Origin of the sequence: Bacillus cereus group sp. N6 (assembly GCF_016483705.1) — a bacterium.
GTDB lineage: Bacteria > Bacillota > Bacilli > Bacillales > Bacillaceae_G > Bacillus_A > Bacillus_A wiedmannii.
This window is the reverse complement of record NZ_JAEHBI010000021.1, coordinates 1-16,114: the sequence shown is the minus strand read 5'-3', so window position 1 is coordinate 16,114 and position 16,114 is coordinate 1. Positions and strand designations below refer to the sequence as shown.

Sequence of the window (16,114 nt, the reverse complement as noted above, 5' to 3'; positions counted from 1 at the left end):
AGATACATGCTAGGAGCTATTTTTTATTTCTAACCCTTCTCTCACTATTAATAACAACCAATTCCTTTCCTACTGTAAGATTAAAAGATTTGATGAATCATCTTTATTACAACAGCTAACGTAACAGATGCAGCAAATCCTCCTAAACAAATTAAGCTTACCCCTTGACTGTATGATAAATTTTGAAATGATTTCATTGCTTCCATCCTCCCTATCTCCCCTTTGATACTCTTATTTTACCAATGGGAAAATAAGAGTAACATCGATTTTACTAACAACTAACTTACAAATTTGTAAGTTAATAATTTCCCTTTAAACTTATATATCTAGTATGTCCAAGCTCTCTCCCTTTATACGTCAAAAAAGACCTCGAATTACATCAAGGTCTTGCTTACACTACAAAATATCTCATTCAATTTACTTTATAATCATCACCGGGCATTTTACACGCTTTGCTATTTTATGACTGACACTACCAAGTACCATCTCTTGCAATGTATTTAACCCTCTACTGCCAGCGATAACGAGATCTATATCCCCTGTATTTACATATTGAACAATCGTATCTCCTGGATCGCCATGTAATATCGTAATTTTATAAGAAATGTTCTCTTTCTTTAATAAACCTTCAATCTCTTTTAATTTATCTTTTCGACTAGCCGATATTGTTTCTAAATCTGTTTGACCTTGTATAATATCTGATTTTGCCGTTCTATTATCTACTACGTACACAACTTCAACATTTGTTTCTTCGCTACATTTCGCAATATATGTTGCATGTTCCGCTGCTCGAAGTGCATGTTCAGAACCGTCACATGCTAATATAATTTGTTTGTACATATGCTGAATCCCCTTTTCGTTATCCTACCCGTATTATATAATAAAGCCCCCTAAAAAGGAGGCTTCTAACTTGCGATTCTTTTATTATAAGTAGCTAAATTTGAAATAATTTTCGAGCTTCGTTCATTTAATCCCGTTATACTTACTTTCACGTCACTTTGTTCATACTTCATGATAACTTTATCAATTGCGGCTACTGCTGAATCATCCCATACGTGTGCGTGAGTAAAATTCAACTCAATTTCTTTTACATCTTCCTCAAATGTAAAATTATTTATAAAGTCTGCTGTAGATGCAAAGAAAAGTTGACCATGAATTTCGTATATTTTCTTATTTTCAATATATAAATGTTTCACGTGAATCTTTGCCATATTGAATGCAAATAAAACCGCACTAATTACTGTTCCGATAATTACACCTAATGCTAAATTATGTGTAATTAAGACAATCACAACTGTTACGATCATAACAAATGCGTTTCCTTTTGGTACTTTATGAATCGTTGTTACAGAGTTCCAATCAAATGTTCCAATTGAAACCATAATCATAACTGCAACTAAAGCTGCCATCGGAATATGAACGACATAATCACCTAAAACGAACAGTAATACGATTAGAAATCCACCCGCTACAAATGTTGATAAACGACCTCGTCCACCTGATTTAATATTAATAACAGATTGTCCAATCATTGCACATCCTGCCATTCCTCCGAAGAAACCAGCGACAATGTTTGCGATACCTTGACCACGTGCCTCTTTATGTTTATTACTTTCCGTATGCGTCATATCATCTAAAACTGAAGCTGTTAATAAAGACTCTAGTAAACCGATAATTGCAAGCATAACTGCGTACGGTAAAATAATCCCTAATGTCTCAAGTGTAAAAGGCACGTCAGGCATGCTAAAGAACGGTAATTCTTTCGGCAAGCTTCCCATATCCCCTACTGTTTTTAACTGTAATCCGCTCATAAGTGCAATACTTGTCACAATAATAATGGAAATAAGTGTAGACGGTACAGCTGTCGTAATACGTGGAAATACATATATAATTACAAGTCCTAATGCGACAAGTGCATACATTTGCCAAGTTGCATTTTTAAAATGTGGCAATTGCGCTGTAAAAACTAAAATTCCAAGTGAATTTAAAAAACCACTCATAACAGATTTAGGAACAAACTTCATAAATGAGCTCAGTTTGAACACGCCAAAAATAATTTGGACAATACCGGTTAATATTGTTGTAGCAAATAAGTATTGCAAACCATGATCCTTAACGAGCGTGACCATTAATAATGCCATTGCACCTGTTGCAGCTGAAATCATCCCAGTTCGTCCGCCAACAAATGAAATGGTAACTGCAATACAAAAAGCTGCGTATAACCCAACGGTCGGGTCCACGCCTGCAATAACTGAGAAAGCAATCGCTTCAGGAATTAACGCTAAAGCAACGACAATTCCCGATAGCACGTCTCCTCTCACATTGGAGAACCAGTCATTTTTTATCGTTTGAAACAAAATACCACTCCTCTACTCTTTTATCATTTGATTTTCTCCATAAGAAAATCTCGGCCGACTGCACGAAGGATATTATATAACGAGTAGAGAGATTTTTGCTATGTAAAAGTTTCCTAAAGAAAAAGACGCTACCTTAGCAGCGCCTTTACTCACTTTATTAATGTCCACCGTGCCCTTGACCACTTTCTTGAACAATCTCTAGCCTCTCATCCAATATACCTTGTGTTTCAAATGAAATATCACTCGTACTTCCTAATAAGAAGCCGTGGTTATATGGTCCAAGCGTTGGGTCATCTTTAAACTTCGGCTGAATACTAGCAAGGAAGTCATACACTGGTTGTGAAGCTTTCCCTTCTTCTAACAATACAATAGGTGCGTGTTTACCCATATGTGAAAATGGTGCTCCTGCAACTGCTAAATCTGGTGTTTTGCTTGAAACAAATGATAAACCGTGACCTGGTTTTGTGAACCCCCAGCCAAATTTCGTTTTTTCATCTTTAAACTTCGCAAATGCAACCGAATTTTCTGTTGGAGTCTCCCCACTAATACGCGTTACTTTCCCGTATTTACTTAACTCTTTTTCTACTGCTTTTGAAATAATTTTTTCTGGTCCTAATACATATATATTCGCTTTATCTTTTCTCATTTTTAATGCCTCTATCGTCGCTTCTGGCACCTTATCTTTTTCTGTATATAAAAGCGGTTCTGGCATATGAGAAATCCAGTTTACAGCTGGTGTTGTGTATAAACGCCCTTCTTCTTCAGACGAACCGATAATAACACTATTTGGATAACTTCCTGTTATATCAGCATATTCTTTATCCACATCTTTAGCAAATATAGCTGGATCCGTTTCTTTTATTTGCTTTACTTTATATGCTTTTAATTGCTCAAGGATAGATGGACCTACATCCCCCATCACCATAATTTGTGTTCCATCTTTCGTTCCGAGCGGATTTAATCGTTTTATTTCTTTTAACGTCATTTCGGGTACCTTTTCTTTTTCTATAAATAAAATTGGACCGTTATTCGGATGGTGAATAAGATCCGCACTCGCAATACCTAATTGCCACTCGTTTACTGGCACTAAAATAACAGCGCCTGGCTGATTCTCTTTATGCGTTGCTGGCCATATCGTTTGCGAAGTTACTACTGCCATTTGCAAAGGATCGTTTGTGTTTAATCTCGTTACATTTTTTAAACTTGTCGTTAATAAATCATTCGATGCACCTTCGTTCATTTCTTTCGGCGCAGTTACCTCCTGATTCATTTTCATTTCCGTTTGCTCTGTTTTTTTCTCTTCTTTAGATTCATGGTTTTTATGATCCGTGTTCGTTTGTCCACATGCAGCAAGACCAACTGCTGTAATTATTGTTATCCCAAAGATTCGGGTCATCTTTTTCACTATACCGCCTCCATATGAATCGTTTTCGAGCCAATATGATTACCTAAAATGGAATTTCAACTTTACAATAACAAGCAATTCTGAAGAAATTATGCAGATGCATGATAATCTGCACCATTTCTTCATGATTTTGACTTACAATTTAAGTAATAACTACAAATGCGGAGGTACTCTATGGTCGATATACTACTCGTAGATGATGAGCCGAGAATGCTTGAATTATTAACGCTTTATCTTACTCCAATCGGATATAACTGCGTATGTGCAGTGTCCGGGGAAGAAGCTATTTCACATATAGAAAATCGAAATTTCAAATTTGTTTTACTCGATATTATGATGCCAAAGATGGATGGATGGGAAACGTGCAAAAGAATTCGATCCTTTAGTAACGTTCCTATCATTATGGTAACGGCTCGTGATCAAACGGTAGATGTCATCCAAGGGTTAAAACTTGGAGCGGATGATTACGTAACGAAACCTTTCCATGAAGAAGAGCTTTTCGCAAGAATTGAAGCTGTTTTAAGGCGAACGAATCAACACGCGCAAATCCAATATCACGGCATTTTATGGGATGAGGCAAAGTATTTCGTTTCTGTCTATAATGAAGAACTTCTTCTCACTCCAATCGAATTCTCTTTACTCGGGTTATTTTTACGTCATGTGAACTACGTATTAAGCCGCGATCAGCTCATTGAACGAATTTGGGGACTAAATACAAATACAGAAGATAGAACAGTCGATTCACATATTCGTAATTTGCGTGATAAATTACGAAAAGTAAATTTCCCTATTGATCATCATTTAAAAACTGTTTACGGAGTCGGGTATCGATGGGTTGATACTCTAGATTAAGGAGCAAAACGATGAAGCGAATATCTATTCAACTCGGATTTTATTTTTTAATTGTTACACTTTTAATTGAAAGTGTTCTATTTGTCTTGCTTTATTATAGCCTTGTCAACAATAGAGTAAATGAAGAAATGACAGCTTTATTAAAGCGTGGAAATAGTCACCGAGATGTCCTTGAAAAGTATTTTGATAAGCAAACAATCTCCCATGTTGCCCTAATGGAATCTGAAGCCGAAACCACTGTCGTTATTACAAATGCCAATAAGGATGTGCTAGCTAAATCCAACGAAATAACTACTACTATAAAAAAGCATATTGAAAAGATGCAAACACGGACAGATCATGACGGAGCAATTATAGAGAATCATTGGAAAACATCTAATTATATATGTACAGTTAGCCCCATTATAGTGGCAGGAAAAACGGAAGGCTACGTATATATGTTTCTCGGAACGGAATCAATCGAGGAAATGGTTAACGGGCTAACAAGACAATTCATTATTGCAGGAGTCATTACGTTTCTATTAACAGTCATCACCATCTTTCTCTTATCACGGTTGTTAACAAAACCATTGTTACACATGAAACATGCCACTGAAAAAATGAGTAAAGGCGATTTATCCGTTTCGTTAACGACTAATCGAAATGACGAAATTGGTGAACTAGCATCGTCTATTCAAACGCTTGCTAATGATTTACATTATATGAAAACAGAGCGAAGTGAATTTCTAGCAAGTGTTGCTCACGAATTACGAACGCCGTTAACATACGTAAGAGGTTATGCTGACATTGCTTTAAAGGAAAACACATCTCCTGAGCAACGTTTGCGATATTTATCTATTATAAAAGATGAGTCTGATTATATTACGAACTTAGTTCAAGATTTATTTTCACTTGCACAAATGGAACAACATAACTTTTCTATTCAAGTAAAGGAAGTATATTTACACACCTTCCTTACTCGCATAGCCGAAAAAGTAAATGCCATGTATAAAGAAAGATACATTAAAGTTTCTTTCTCTTGTCCTCCTACACTGCTAATAAACTTAGATGAACAGCGATTTGAACAAGTTGTAGTAAACATTTTAAATAACGCTTATAGACATTCACAAGAGCATTCTCATATAAATATTTCTGTTACAGAAGAACATAAACGTATTTCCATTACAATTGAAGATGAAGGCGAAGGTATTCCGCCTGAAGACCTCCCTCACATTTTCGACCGTTTTTATCGAGTTGATAAAGCAAGATCACGAGCTACAGGCGGAACTGGTTTAGGACTATCTATCGTAAAAGAAATTGTAGAACTACACGGCGGGAATATTACTGTAACGAGCGAAGTCGATCATGGGTCTTGCTTTATCATTTCATTGCATCTATACAAAAACACGACTACTGATAGTAGTCGTGTTTTTTTATCATTTTACTTCATAATATAAATTTACAAATTGCCCAAAACGTTTCGTATCCGTTAAAGTTAAATTAATTTCTGGATTCTTGTCTTGAAATAACGGAACTCCAGAACCTAATATATGCGGTGTAATCGTAACAACATATTCATCAATTAAATTATTCTTAAAGAATTCTCTTAGTAGACTCCCTCCACCGACCATCCATATTTTAGATCCTTCTTGCTCTTTCAACCTTTTCGTAAACTCCACTACATCTTCATTTACAAACTCCACGTGTTCGTTTGAACCTTTTTCTGAGTTAGAGAAAACAAAACATTTTTTATCTAAATACGGGAATGGTTCTATATGCTCTACTACATAATCGTACGTTCTTTTTCCCATAATTATTGTATCAATCGTTTCATACATTTCTGTATAACCGTTATCTCCCTCTCCTTCCGTTTCCATTAACCACTCTAAATCATCATTTTCTTTCGCAATATATCCATCCAAACTAGCGGCTATAAATAAAACAATTTCACGTGACATCTCTTTTCCTCCTTACAACGTATATTGATAAAATGACCTTATACACACTATACTAACCTTAAAACATGACAATTCATGTCATGTTAAAAAAAGAAACGAGTGAGATAGTTGTCAAAAGCAAAACGTTTACTAGACATTCTTATATTCGCTTCTGCGAAAAGAACATTTACAGCTCAGGAAATAGCTGATGAATTTAACATTTCTGTTCGTACTGTCCATAGATATATTTTAGATTTAAGTGATATGGGATTACCCCTTTACGCAGAACAAGGTCGTAACGGAGGATATAAAGTATTAACGAATAGAGTCATTCCGCCTATTTTATTTACCGAAGAAGAAGCAGTATCCATCTTTTTTGCTTTTCAATCTTTAAGTTACTATCGAGACTTACCTTTTAACACAGAAATCAATTCTGTTACACATAAACTGTATAGCTCTCTACAGCATGATGCGAAAGCGAAAGTTGATAAAATACGTTCTTATATCGCGTTTTGGAATCCGAAGAGAACAATTAATACACCTCTTTTAAACGAAGTACTAACTGCGGCTATTGAAAATAAAAATTTACACTTTCAATACGAATCTAAATCGGGGATAAAAATAAAACATGTTCATCCTATCGGTGTATACGCTCATGATGGGCTATGGTACCTACCATCCTATGACTTCAGCAGAAAAAAAGTATTACTGTATCGCGTTGATCGTATTCTTTCTATATTATCAACAGAAGAAAATGAAGATACGTTCATGAATTTAGAAAAATGGTTCGACTCGAGCTCTAACGTAGTACACACTCCTACCCAGTTACATGTCTCATTAACAGCAGAAGGTGTGCGCCAATGTAAAAGCGTTCCTTACCTTGAAGAATTCGTAGTAGTAAACGAAGACCAGACAGGATATATACATTCAACAATTGATAAAGGAGAAATCAATTTTATTACCCCTTTGTTTTATAGACTTGGAAAAGATGCACAAGTTTTAGAACCGAAAGAATTGATAGACGGTTTACGTATGCGCGCGAAAGAAATTTTACATATGTATGAAGACTGAAAAAGCTGCTAAATATAAGCAGCTTTTTCAGTCTAATTATTCCATTACACTTTCTCCTCTCTCTAAAACAAAAAAACGTGAGAGCCGTATTCTCACGTTTTTATGCTTCACTTTATTAGTTCAATTGTTTCCGTAACTTTTATACTATCTTTTACCGATTGAACAATCGTGCAATTTTTCACTGCAAGTTGTAGTGCCTTATCCAATTGCTCTTCTGTAATGTTTTGTGCTTTAATTTTATAGTGCAAATGAACACTTTCAACTGGTTTTGATAAAGCTTCACTTCTACCAATTTCCGTTTCAATTGTAAACGTATCGTATGTAATACGTTTCTTTTCTAAAATTGTTCGAAAGACAATTGCACTACATCCTGCGATAGAAGAAACGAGTAATTGTAACGGTGAATACCCATTTTCTTTTCCAATCGCTAATGGACCATACGATAAATCTGCCTCTATACCATCATGCTTAATTTTTATTTTCATACTTCGCTTCCATCTCCACTTTCATCGGTTTCTTCCGTTTCTTACTCATATAATAATATATATAGCAGAAAATGATAAATGGAATACCACAGTATAACGCCATTCTTTGCTCTGGAATAAACGCTAAACTAATAACAACGATACTATTTGTAAGTAAAGCTAAAATAGGAACAATTGGATATAACGGTGTTCTATACTTTAAGTCCTCTAACTTGCCTCCGCCTTTTATATACTGACTTCTAAAGCGAAGTTGAGATAGAGCAATAATGATCCAACTTGAAACAGCCGATAAACCAGCTATAGATAATAAGTACATGTATACTGTATCTTCTGCAAGGAAACTTGTGAATAAAGAAAGGCCAGCTACTGCAATCGTTACAACTAATGCTGTAATTGGAATACCACGCTTATTTACTTTCTGGAACGATGTTGGTGCCATTCCTTCATTTGCAAGTGACCATAATATACGAGTTGCCGCATATAATCCTGAATTCGCTACAGATAGTAACGCTGTAATAATAACGAAGTTCATAATATCAGCTGCGTATGGAATACCAATTTTATCAAATACGACTACGAATGGACTTTCAATTACGCCAGCTTCTTTCCAAGAAATTAACCCTACTAAAATCGTCATTGTTAAAATGAAGAATAACATAATGCGCCATACTGTATTACGAATCGCACGTGGAATTGTTTTTTCTGGGTTTTCACTTTCTCCTGCTGCAATCCCGATTAACTCTGTTCCTTGGAACGAGAAGTTAACTGTAATCATCGTAAGTAATACGGCAGCTAGTCCATTCGGGAATAATCCACCATCACTTACAAAGTTAGAGAAAAGAGGTGCCGCTTCTTTTCCGTCATATGATATAAACCCTAGTAATGCACTACCACCAAGAACAACAAAGGCAAGAATTGTAACTACTTTAATACTAGAGAACCAAAACTCTAATTCAGCATAACTCTTCGCTGAGATTGCATTTGAAGCATATAAAATAACGCCGAATACGAGACACCACACCCAAACATCAACATTCGGAAACCATCTTTTCATCATTAAACCGATTGACGTTAATTCTAAACCTACTGTCACTGCCCAGCCAAGCCAATATAGCCAGCCAATCATAAAGCCTGTTCCTGGTCCAATAAACTTCGTCGCATACTTTTGGAAAGAACCTGAAACTGGCATCGCTACCGTTAACTCTCCAAGACAAAGCATTGTTAAATACATAATAAATCCGCCCACTAAATAGGAAAGGATGGCTCCCCCTGGTCCAGCCTGATTAATGGTGTAACCTGAACCTAAGAAAAAACCAGTACCGATTACACCACCTAGTGCGATCATAAATAAATGTCTACTCTTCATCGTACGATGTAATTTCTCATTCGTTGGTTGCTGCATCTAAATCCTCCCCCTACCGATACCCCTATATCTTGTTAAAATTTTCTGATAATAAAAATATACACGAAAGCGATTACAATTTCTATATAAAATTAAAACTTTTCTGATAAAACAATACAAAAAAATCGAATTATCGCGAGATTTAGATTCTAATTAGAGGAAAATAAGGATAAACAAGGGAAAACCTTTACATATATTGTAAAGGTTAACGGAGTTCTAATCTTCTCGATAAAATTGATAAACTATAATTTACGATAAAGTACATACAAGCTACTACTATAAACGTTGGGATCATATAATTTACATTCTGTCCGCTAATAATTTGAGCATTATGCATAAGCTCTGGCAATGATATAACAACTGCTAATGATGTATCTTTGAGCAAAGATATAAACTGACTGACAAGCGGCGGGACCATCCTTCTTAATGCTTGTGGCAAAATAATATGCCACAGCGCCTGAACATACGTTAATCCTGAAGATCTTGCGGCCTCAATCTGTCCTTTTTCAATAGATAATAGACCACTTCGAACAATTTCAGATATCATTGCTGCTTCAAATATTGTTAAAGCAACAATTGCTGCTGTTATAATTTCTAATTTCAAGCCTGCTTCTGGAAGTGCAAAATACGTGAAAAATATAATTAAAAGTAGCGGTAAATTTCGAATTACTTCAACAACAATTCCTAATATTTGTGAGACGACAGGTATTTTCATGTAGCGTAATATCCCTATTACACTACCAATAATAAAACTAAGTACAATTGCAACGAGCGCTACCTCTAACGTTATAAGTAATCCTTTTAATAAAAACAGAATATGATCTCCTGTAATTGCTCCCTTAAAATCCATTTACACCGCCTCCTTTGCTAAGCGTTTTTCTAAATAACGCACTAGCATACTGAGCGGAATTGTTAATATTAAATAAAACATCCCGACAAATATATAGACGTCGAACGTAACAAACGTCTTCGTTGAAATTAAATCTCCTTGATACATCAAATCGGTACCAGCGATAATTCCGAGTATGGAAGAGTTTTTTACTAAATTGAGAAATTGATTTCCTAAAGGAGGAATTACGATTTTCATCGCTTGAGGTAAAACAACATGGTACATTGCTTGCGTATAAGTCAATCCTGAGGAACGTGCTGCTTCCATCTGACCTTTCGCGACTGATAGAATACCAGCGCGAATAACTTCCGCAATAAACGCTGCCGTATATACGGTAAGCGTAACTGTTCCTGCTACAAAACCATTTAAAGTAATTCCTATTACAGGTAAAGCGAAATAGAATATAAATGCAATTAATACGAGTGGAATATTTCTTACAAATTCCACCAAAGTAGCTCCCAACCAATTTAAAATACGAATAGGTGCAATACGCATTACAGCCAAAATTACTCCCAAAATAAAGCTTCCTATTAATGCAATTACACTAGACATCACTGTATATTTGAAGCCTTCTACATACATATCAATGTTATTCGTTAATATAGAAAAATCAGGCACATATTCTCCCCTCTTTCTTTACAAGAAGAGGATGAGTATCCCCCATCCTCTTACTATTTATCAATGAGAATAAAGCTCCATTCATTAAACTATCACTTTACTTCTCTTGCTTTTGCCCAATCCATTTCTCATACAATTTGTCGTACTCTCCACTCGCCTTCATATCTTTTAGCAAGCTATTAATCTCTTTCGTTAAATCATCTGCACCTTTTTGCACTGCAATTCCGTATGGTTCATCTGTGAAAATTTTCCCTACAACTTCATAATTTGAATCTTGTTTTGCCATGCCGTAAAGAATTGCGTTATCTGTCGTTAAGACATCGCCTTTACCTGCTTTTAACGCCGTAAATGCCTCACTATAATTTTCAAATTCTAATACGGTCGCTTCCGGTGACTTTTGACGAATATTATTTGTAGACGTTGAACCTTTTACAGCTAACACTTTCACACCCTTTTTCACATCATCGATACTTTTAATATCGACTCCTTTTTTCACAAGTAACGATTGCCCTGCTTTAAAATATACATCTGAAAAATCTACTTCTTTTTTACGCTCCTCCGTAATTGTCATTGTCGCGATAATCGCATCAATATCACCATTTTTCAGTAGTGGAATACGCGTTTTAGACGTTACTTCTTTTAATTCTAATTTCTTTTCATCTCCAAGAATTTTTTTCGCAAGCGCCTTTGCGATATCAACATCAAACCCTTCTACCTGTCCTGTCGAAGGATTTTTCAAGCCAAATAAGTTCGTATCATTCTTCACCCCAACTACTAGCTTCCCGCGCTTTTTAATTTGCTCAATGGCCCCACCTTGCTTCGTATTCGTTTCTTTCGCCTCATCTTTTTTACTTCCGCACCCGGCAACGACAAGTACGAATAAACATGAAAATACGATTAACGTAAACAACTTTTTCATTTTAAGCATGAAATTCCTCCTTTAATGGTTTAACACTCGGCTTAAAAATAGACGCGCTCTTTCTCGTTCAGGACTTGCAAAAAATTGCGCTGGTGTTGTATCTTCAATAATTTGACCCTCATCCATAAACAAAATCCGATCTGCTACTTCTCGCGCGAATCCCATTTCATGCGTGACAACGACCATTGTCATCCCTTCTTTAGCTAGCGTCTTCATAACATCAAGCACTTCCCCGATCATCTCTGGATCAAGAGCAGACGTAGGCTCATCGAATAGCATAATTTCCGGCTGCATTGCGAGCCCCCTAGCAATTGCTACCCTTTGCTGTTGTCCTCCGGATAATTGATGCGGGTATACACTAGCCTTCTCAGGAATTCCTACTTTCTCTAAATAAAACATCGCTGTTTGCTCAGCTTCCTCTTTTGAAACTTTATTTACTTTAATCGGTGCTAGTGTAATATTTTGAAGAACCGTTTTATGTGGATATAAATAAAAATGTTGAAAGACCATCCCAATATTTCGGCGTAATTCATTCATATCTGTTTTGACATTGTGTACCTCCGTATTTTGTACAATTAACTCTCCGTCTGTAATTGTCTCTAGCTGATTTATACACCGAAGCAACGTACTTTTTCCTGATCCGGACGGCCCAACAACTACTACCACTTCACCTTTTTTCACTTGTACATTAATATCTTTTAAAACTTGAAAGGTACCATAATATTTATTTACATTACGAAACTCTATCAACATACTCCCCCCTTCCCTTAACAAAGCATGTACATTCTTTTTATATTCAAAAATAGGCAAAAAAATAACTTCCAGCCTCATTTTGCCCATAAAAAAAGCAAAGGGATTTTCCCTTTGCTCCTTCATTTCTATCATGCCTTTCGAGAGAACTCCCACCTCTAAACGTAAGTGAAGGTGGTGAGGTGAATCGAAAGAAATATTTTATTTTCAAGAAAAAAACAGAAACATACGTTCTATTTTTGCTATAATATCCTTAACAAGGAGGTGAATAAAATGACAAAGGAAAATCCATCAAACTATAAAACTCTTCAAATTTGGATTAAAAAAGGGCATCGTATGTATTCTTATTTTCAAGAATGTTGTCATAACGCTAAGAACATGTACAACACCACAAACTTTTATATACGCCAGGTGTACACTGGATTAACACAAGAAAAAGAGTTGCAGCCTTTGCAAAAAGAAGTTCTGGATAATATTCATAAAAATATTGGTAAGATGAATGACACACAACGTCTTGCCTATGAGAAGAAATTGGAAAAAGAGAAATTAAAGCCTAAAGAAGAACAGAAAGAGATTAAATGTAATTTGTTTTCAGAACCTAATTTTGAAAAACCTTATGTAGATTACAACTTTCTAGATGCACTATTTAAGGTTATGATTCAAAATGATTATCGAGCTTTGCCTACGCAATGTAGCCAGTCAATCATGAAAGGTCTGTTCCAAAATTGGAAATCTTTTTTTGCTAGTTTAAAAGACTATAAAAAGAATCCAAACAAATATGCTGGAATGCCTAGGATTCCAAAGTATATTCGTTCTTCTGAAAAAGAGATTCTGTATACAAACCAAGATTGCATTATTAAAAACGGTAGATTTTTAAAGTTTCCAAAGACAAAATTACAATTAAATATTAGGAAACTAGGTTTCACTGAAGGTAAACTGAAACAAGTTCGTGTGATTCCAAAATACAATGAATATGTAGTGGAATTGGTAATTGATGTTCCTTCTGAACAACAAATTATTGAAGAGAATGCTCGTTATATGAGTATTGATTTAGGGATTGATAACCTTGCAACCATCGTAACAAACACAGGTATGAAACCTGTCCTTGTTAAGGGCAAACATGTCAAAAGCATAAATCAATATTACAACAAAATGAAGAGTCATTTTACAAGCATTCTTAGAAATGGAAAACAAACTAATGAAGGACCTTTTACTTCTAAAAGGATAGAAAAACTTCATCAAAAACGTTACTTGAAAATAAAAGACGTCTTCCATAAAGTTAGTCACCATATCGTAAAACTAGCTCAAGAAGAAGAAGTTTGTAAAATCGTTATTGGTCAAAACAAAAGTTGGAAACAAGAAACGAATATGGGAAAAAGAAATAACCAATCGTTTTGTCATATCCCACATAATTTACTGATTCAAATGATTACATACAAAGCAAATGCTGTAGGCATTCAAGTTGTTGTAACTGAAGAATCATATACATCGAAAGCAAGTTTTCTGGATAACGACTTCATTCCAACGTATGGAGAAAATGACCAAAATACAACTTTTTCAGGAAAACGAATAGAGCGCGGCATATATCGTTCAGCAAATAAAACTTTAATTAATGCAGATGTAAATGCTGCGGCTAACATTTTACGAAAAGTAGTCCCAAATGCATGGACAAATGGGATAGAGGGGTTAGGCGTCAAACAGCTCGCTAATGTGTTAACTCCCCTGACGTTAATCGTCCGTTAGGTCGAAACGTTAGAAACCCCCACTTCAAGCTTTGCTAAGTGGGGGAGTGTTCATTAAGATACTTCTTCTTTCTTATCTTTCCCATATTCATGCTCCCAGAAATCAGCATTTTTAATGCCTAATGGCCCTGGATCGAATACTGGATCTTTTCCTTCTTTTTTCTGCTTTTCATAATCTTTTAATGCGACTAATGCAGGTTTTTGTAATAGTAAAATCGCAATGATATTTACCCATGCCATAATTCCTACACCGATGTCACCTAAAGCCCAAGCCGTTGCTGCTGTTTTTATACAGCCGTAGAATACAGCTCCTAAAAATACAAACTTTAGTACCATAGACATCCAAGGGCGGTCTTTATCACGATTTAAGTACGCGATATTCGTTTCTGCAATGTAGTAATACGCCATAATTGTTGTAAATGCAAAGAATAGCAGTGAGAGGGCAACGAAACCGTTTCCAAATCCAGGGAAAACAGATTCTACCGCTGCCTGTGTATATCCTGGTCCTGGCTGAGCACCATTTAATTTATTTACGATAAAGTTTTTTCCGCTTGCATCAAATACGTTATACATGCCTGTAATAATCATCATAAATGCTGTTGCTGAACAAACAAATAATGTATCAATGTAAACGGAAAATGCTTGCACTAAACCTTGTTTAGCTGGATGTGATACTTCCGCAGCAGCTGCTGCATGTGGTCCAGTCCCTTGTCCTGCTTCGTTGGAATAAATACCACGTTTTACTCCCCAAGAAATTGCTAAACCGATAATACCACCGAAAGCCGCTTCTAATGCAAAAGCACTTCTTATAATTAACATAAATGCTTCTGGCAATTTTTCAATATTCATAGCAACAATAACGCAAGCTACTAAAATATAACCAACTGCCATAAACGGTACGACAACCTGTGCAACGTTAACGATTCGCTTTACGCCACCGAAGATGATAATAGCTAATACAACTACTAATAAAGCCCCTGATACGGTAGTGTTAATTCCAAAAGCTGTTTCTAAACTTACGGCAATACTATTTGCTTGCACACCTGGCAATAAGAGCCCCGTTGCAATAATTGTCGCTGCAACGAATACTAATGCATACCATTTCACACCTAAACCTTTTTCAATGTAATAAGCAGGGCCACCGCGAAACTGTCCTTGGTGTTTCGTCTTATATATTTGCGCGAGTGTTGATTCTACATAAGCTGATCCTGCTCCTAAAAAAGCCACTGCCCACATCCAAAATACAGCTCCTGGGCCACCGAAGGCAACTGCTGTTGCTACTCCAGCGATATTTCCTGTCCCAACGCGTCCTGATAACGAAAGTGCTAACGCTTGGAATGAAGAAACACCAGCCTCTGATTTTTCTCCTTGAAATGTCAGCTTCACCATTTCTCCTACATGCCTTACTTGTAAAAACCTCGTTCGAATGGAAAAATATAACCCTACTCCTAAACATAAATAAACAAGTGCGGGACTCCAAACAATATTATTTATCCAATTTACAATATCTTCCAATATTCCCCCTCCTTTTTTATAAAGAATATTCAGAATATATATAAAATTATAAGTGTATACCGAATCTATAACAATATTATTTTAATAAAACAAACATATTTTTGTATAAAAAAACAGTAACTACTCAGCTTTTTCAGACAAAAAAGCAGGCCAAATACATGTTTCCGATTTGAAAACATGAAAAAAAATACTC

At 35.7% G+C, this 16,114-nt stretch carries 16 protein-coding genes; 4 read left to right on the top strand and 12 right to left on the bottom strand.

Features of this window, described 5'->3' with window-relative positions; translation table 11 throughout:
• Positions 1-80: 80 nt before the first annotated feature.
• The 4 genes from JDS99_RS16025 to JDS99_RS16010 all read right to left on the bottom strand — a co-directional run bounded on the left by JDS99_RS16025 (position 81) and on the right by JDS99_RS16010 (position 3,762).
• The gene (locus JDS99_RS16025; RefSeq protein ID WP_082181333.1) at positions 81-206 is read right to left on the bottom strand and encodes a DUF4027 family protein; all 126 of its coding nucleotides are present in this window, start codon (positions 204-206) and stop codon (positions 81-83) included.
• A 211-nt stretch (positions 207-417) separates the two neighbouring features.
• The gene (locus JDS99_RS16020) at positions 418-840 is read right to left on the bottom strand and encodes a universal stress protein (RefSeq protein ID WP_000277996.1); all 423 of its coding nucleotides are present in this window, start codon (positions 838-840) and stop codon (positions 418-420) included.
• Between the two features lie 65 nt (positions 841-905).
• Positions 906-2,357 carry a SulP family inorganic anion transporter gene (locus tag JDS99_RS16015; RefSeq protein WP_088061873.1) on the bottom strand — a complete coding sequence of 484 codons (1,452 nt, stop codon included), beginning with the start codon at positions 2,355-2,357 and terminating at the stop codon, positions 906-908.
• 157 nt (positions 2,358-2,514) lie between these two features.
• Entirely contained in the window at positions 2,515-3,762 is a 1,248-nt protein-coding gene (locus JDS99_RS16010) for a cell wall-binding repeat-containing protein (protein ID WP_199695349.1), read from the bottom strand.
• Between the two features lie 174 nt (positions 3,763-3,936).
• On the opposite strand from JDS99_RS16010, the gene JDS99_RS16005 reads away from it, so the two are divergent.
• Both JDS99_RS16005 and JDS99_RS16000 read left to right on the top strand, forming a co-directional pair.
• The gene (locus JDS99_RS16005) at positions 3,937-4,614 is read left to right on the top strand and encodes a response regulator transcription factor (protein ID WP_199695348.1); all 678 of its coding nucleotides are present in this window, start codon (positions 3,937-3,939) and stop codon (positions 4,612-4,614) included.
• Between the two features lie 11 nt (positions 4,615-4,625).
• On the top strand, positions 4,626-6,050 hold the full coding sequence (locus JDS99_RS16000; RefSeq protein WP_242475738.1) for a sensor histidine kinase: 1,425 nt from the start codon (positions 4,626-4,628) through the stop codon (positions 6,048-6,050).
• Here the strand turns inward: JDS99_RS16000 and JDS99_RS15995 are convergent.
• Positions 6,030-6,551 carry a dihydrofolate reductase family protein gene (locus tag JDS99_RS15995; protein ID WP_106383437.1) on the bottom strand — a complete coding sequence of 174 codons (522 nt, stop codon included), beginning with the start codon at positions 6,549-6,551 and terminating at the stop codon, positions 6,030-6,032. The two genes, JDS99_RS16000 and JDS99_RS15995, sit on opposite strands and share 21 nt — an antisense overlap.
• A gap of 108 nt (positions 6,552-6,659) precedes the next feature.
• On the opposite strand from JDS99_RS15995, the gene JDS99_RS15990 reads away from it, so the two are divergent.
• Positions 6,660-7,601: a helix-turn-helix transcriptional regulator gene (locus tag JDS99_RS15990; protein WP_106383436.1), complete on the top strand. Its 942-nt coding sequence runs from the start codon at positions 6,660-6,662 to the stop codon at positions 7,599-7,601.
• A 107-nt stretch (positions 7,602-7,708) separates the two neighbouring features.
• Here the strand turns inward: JDS99_RS15990 and JDS99_RS15985 are convergent, their stop codons facing one another.
• The 6 genes from JDS99_RS15985 to JDS99_RS15960 form a co-directional block, all read right to left on the bottom strand.
• The gene (locus tag JDS99_RS15985) at positions 7,709-8,086 is read right to left on the bottom strand and encodes an OsmC family protein (RefSeq protein ID WP_060486998.1); all 378 of its coding nucleotides are present in this window, start codon (positions 8,084-8,086) and stop codon (positions 7,709-7,711) included.
• Positions 8,070-9,488: an amino acid permease gene (locus JDS99_RS15980; RefSeq protein WP_097907401.1), complete on the bottom strand. Its 1,419-nt coding sequence runs from the start codon at positions 9,486-9,488 to the stop codon at positions 8,070-8,072. The genes JDS99_RS15985 and JDS99_RS15980 overlap by 17 nt, the downstream gene beginning before the upstream one ends.
• A gap of 205 nt (positions 9,489-9,693) precedes the next feature.
• Entirely contained in the window at positions 9,694-10,338 is a 645-nt protein-coding gene (locus JDS99_RS15975; protein WP_131933967.1) for an amino acid ABC transporter permease, read from the bottom strand.
• Complete coding sequence (locus JDS99_RS15970) at positions 10,339-10,995, bottom strand: amino acid ABC transporter permease (RefSeq protein WP_097907403.1); 657 nt, start codon at positions 10,993-10,995, stop codon at positions 10,339-10,341. It lies immediately after the preceding gene.
• Positions 10,996-11,092: 97 nt separating this feature from the next.
• Positions 11,093-11,923 (bottom strand): glutamine ABC transporter substrate-binding protein GlnH, encoded by an 831-nt coding sequence (glnH, locus tag JDS99_RS15965; RefSeq protein WP_199695347.1) that lies wholly within the window; start codon positions 11,921-11,923, stop codon positions 11,093-11,095.
• Positions 11,924-11,935: 12 nt separating this feature from the next.
• On the bottom strand, positions 11,936-12,664 hold the full coding sequence (locus tag JDS99_RS15960) for an amino acid ABC transporter ATP-binding protein (RefSeq protein ID WP_179861927.1): 729 nt from the start codon (positions 12,662-12,664) through the stop codon (positions 11,936-11,938).
• A 273-nt stretch (positions 12,665-12,937) separates the two neighbouring features.
• On the opposite strand from JDS99_RS15960, the gene JDS99_RS15955 reads away from it, so the two are divergent.
• Positions 12,938-14,407, top strand: coding sequence for an RNA-guided endonuclease InsQ/TnpB family protein (locus JDS99_RS15955; RefSeq protein ID WP_199695346.1), 1,470 nt, complete (start codon positions 12,938-12,940; stop codon positions 14,405-14,407).
• Positions 14,408-14,460: 53 nt separating this feature from the next.
• Here JDS99_RS15955 and JDS99_RS15950 read toward each other — a convergent pair whose 3' ends face one another.
• Positions 14,461-15,921 (bottom strand): alanine/glycine:cation symporter family protein, encoded by a 1,461-nt coding sequence (locus JDS99_RS15950; protein ID WP_199695345.1) that lies wholly within the window; start codon positions 15,919-15,921, stop codon positions 14,461-14,463.
• Positions 15,922-16,114: the final 193 nt, after the last annotated feature.

Bases quoted from the DNA above. Each gene is read 5' to 3' on its own strand.
- JDS99_RS15995 (WP_106383437.1), bottom strand. From the start codon at position 6,551: ATGTCACGTGAAATTGTTTTATTTATAGCCGCTAGTTTGGATGGATAT.
- JDS99_RS15985 (WP_060486998.1), bottom strand. From the start codon at position 8,086: ATGAAAATAAAAATTAAGCATGATGGTATAGAGGCAGATTTATCGTAT.
- JDS99_RS16020 (WP_000277996.1), bottom strand. From the start codon at position 840: ATGTACAAACAAATTATATTAGCATGTGACGGTTCTGAACATGCACTT.
- JDS99_RS15955 (WP_199695346.1), top strand. From the start codon at position 12,938: ATGACAAAGGAAAATCCATCAAACTATAAAACTCTTCAAATTTGGATT.
- JDS99_RS15980 (WP_097907401.1), bottom strand. From the start codon at position 9,488: ATGCAGCAACCAACGAATGAGAAATTACATCGTACGATGAAGAGTAGA.
- JDS99_RS16000 (WP_242475738.1), top strand. From the start codon at position 4,626: ATGAAGCGAATATCTATTCAACTCGGATTTTATTTTTTAATTGTTACA.
- JDS99_RS16025 (WP_082181333.1), bottom strand. From the start codon at position 206: ATGGAAGCAATGAAATCATTTCAAAATTTATCATACAGTCAAGGGGTA.
- JDS99_RS16005 (WP_199695348.1), top strand. From the start codon at position 3,937: ATGGTCGATATACTACTCGTAGATGATGAGCCGAGAATGCTTGAATTA.
- glnH (WP_199695347.1), bottom strand. From the start codon at position 11,923: ATGCTTAAAATGAAAAAGTTGTTTACGTTAATCGTATTTTCATGTTTA.
- JDS99_RS15975 (WP_131933967.1), bottom strand. From the start codon at position 10,338: ATGGATTTTAAGGGAGCAATTACAGGAGATCATATTCTGTTTTTATTA.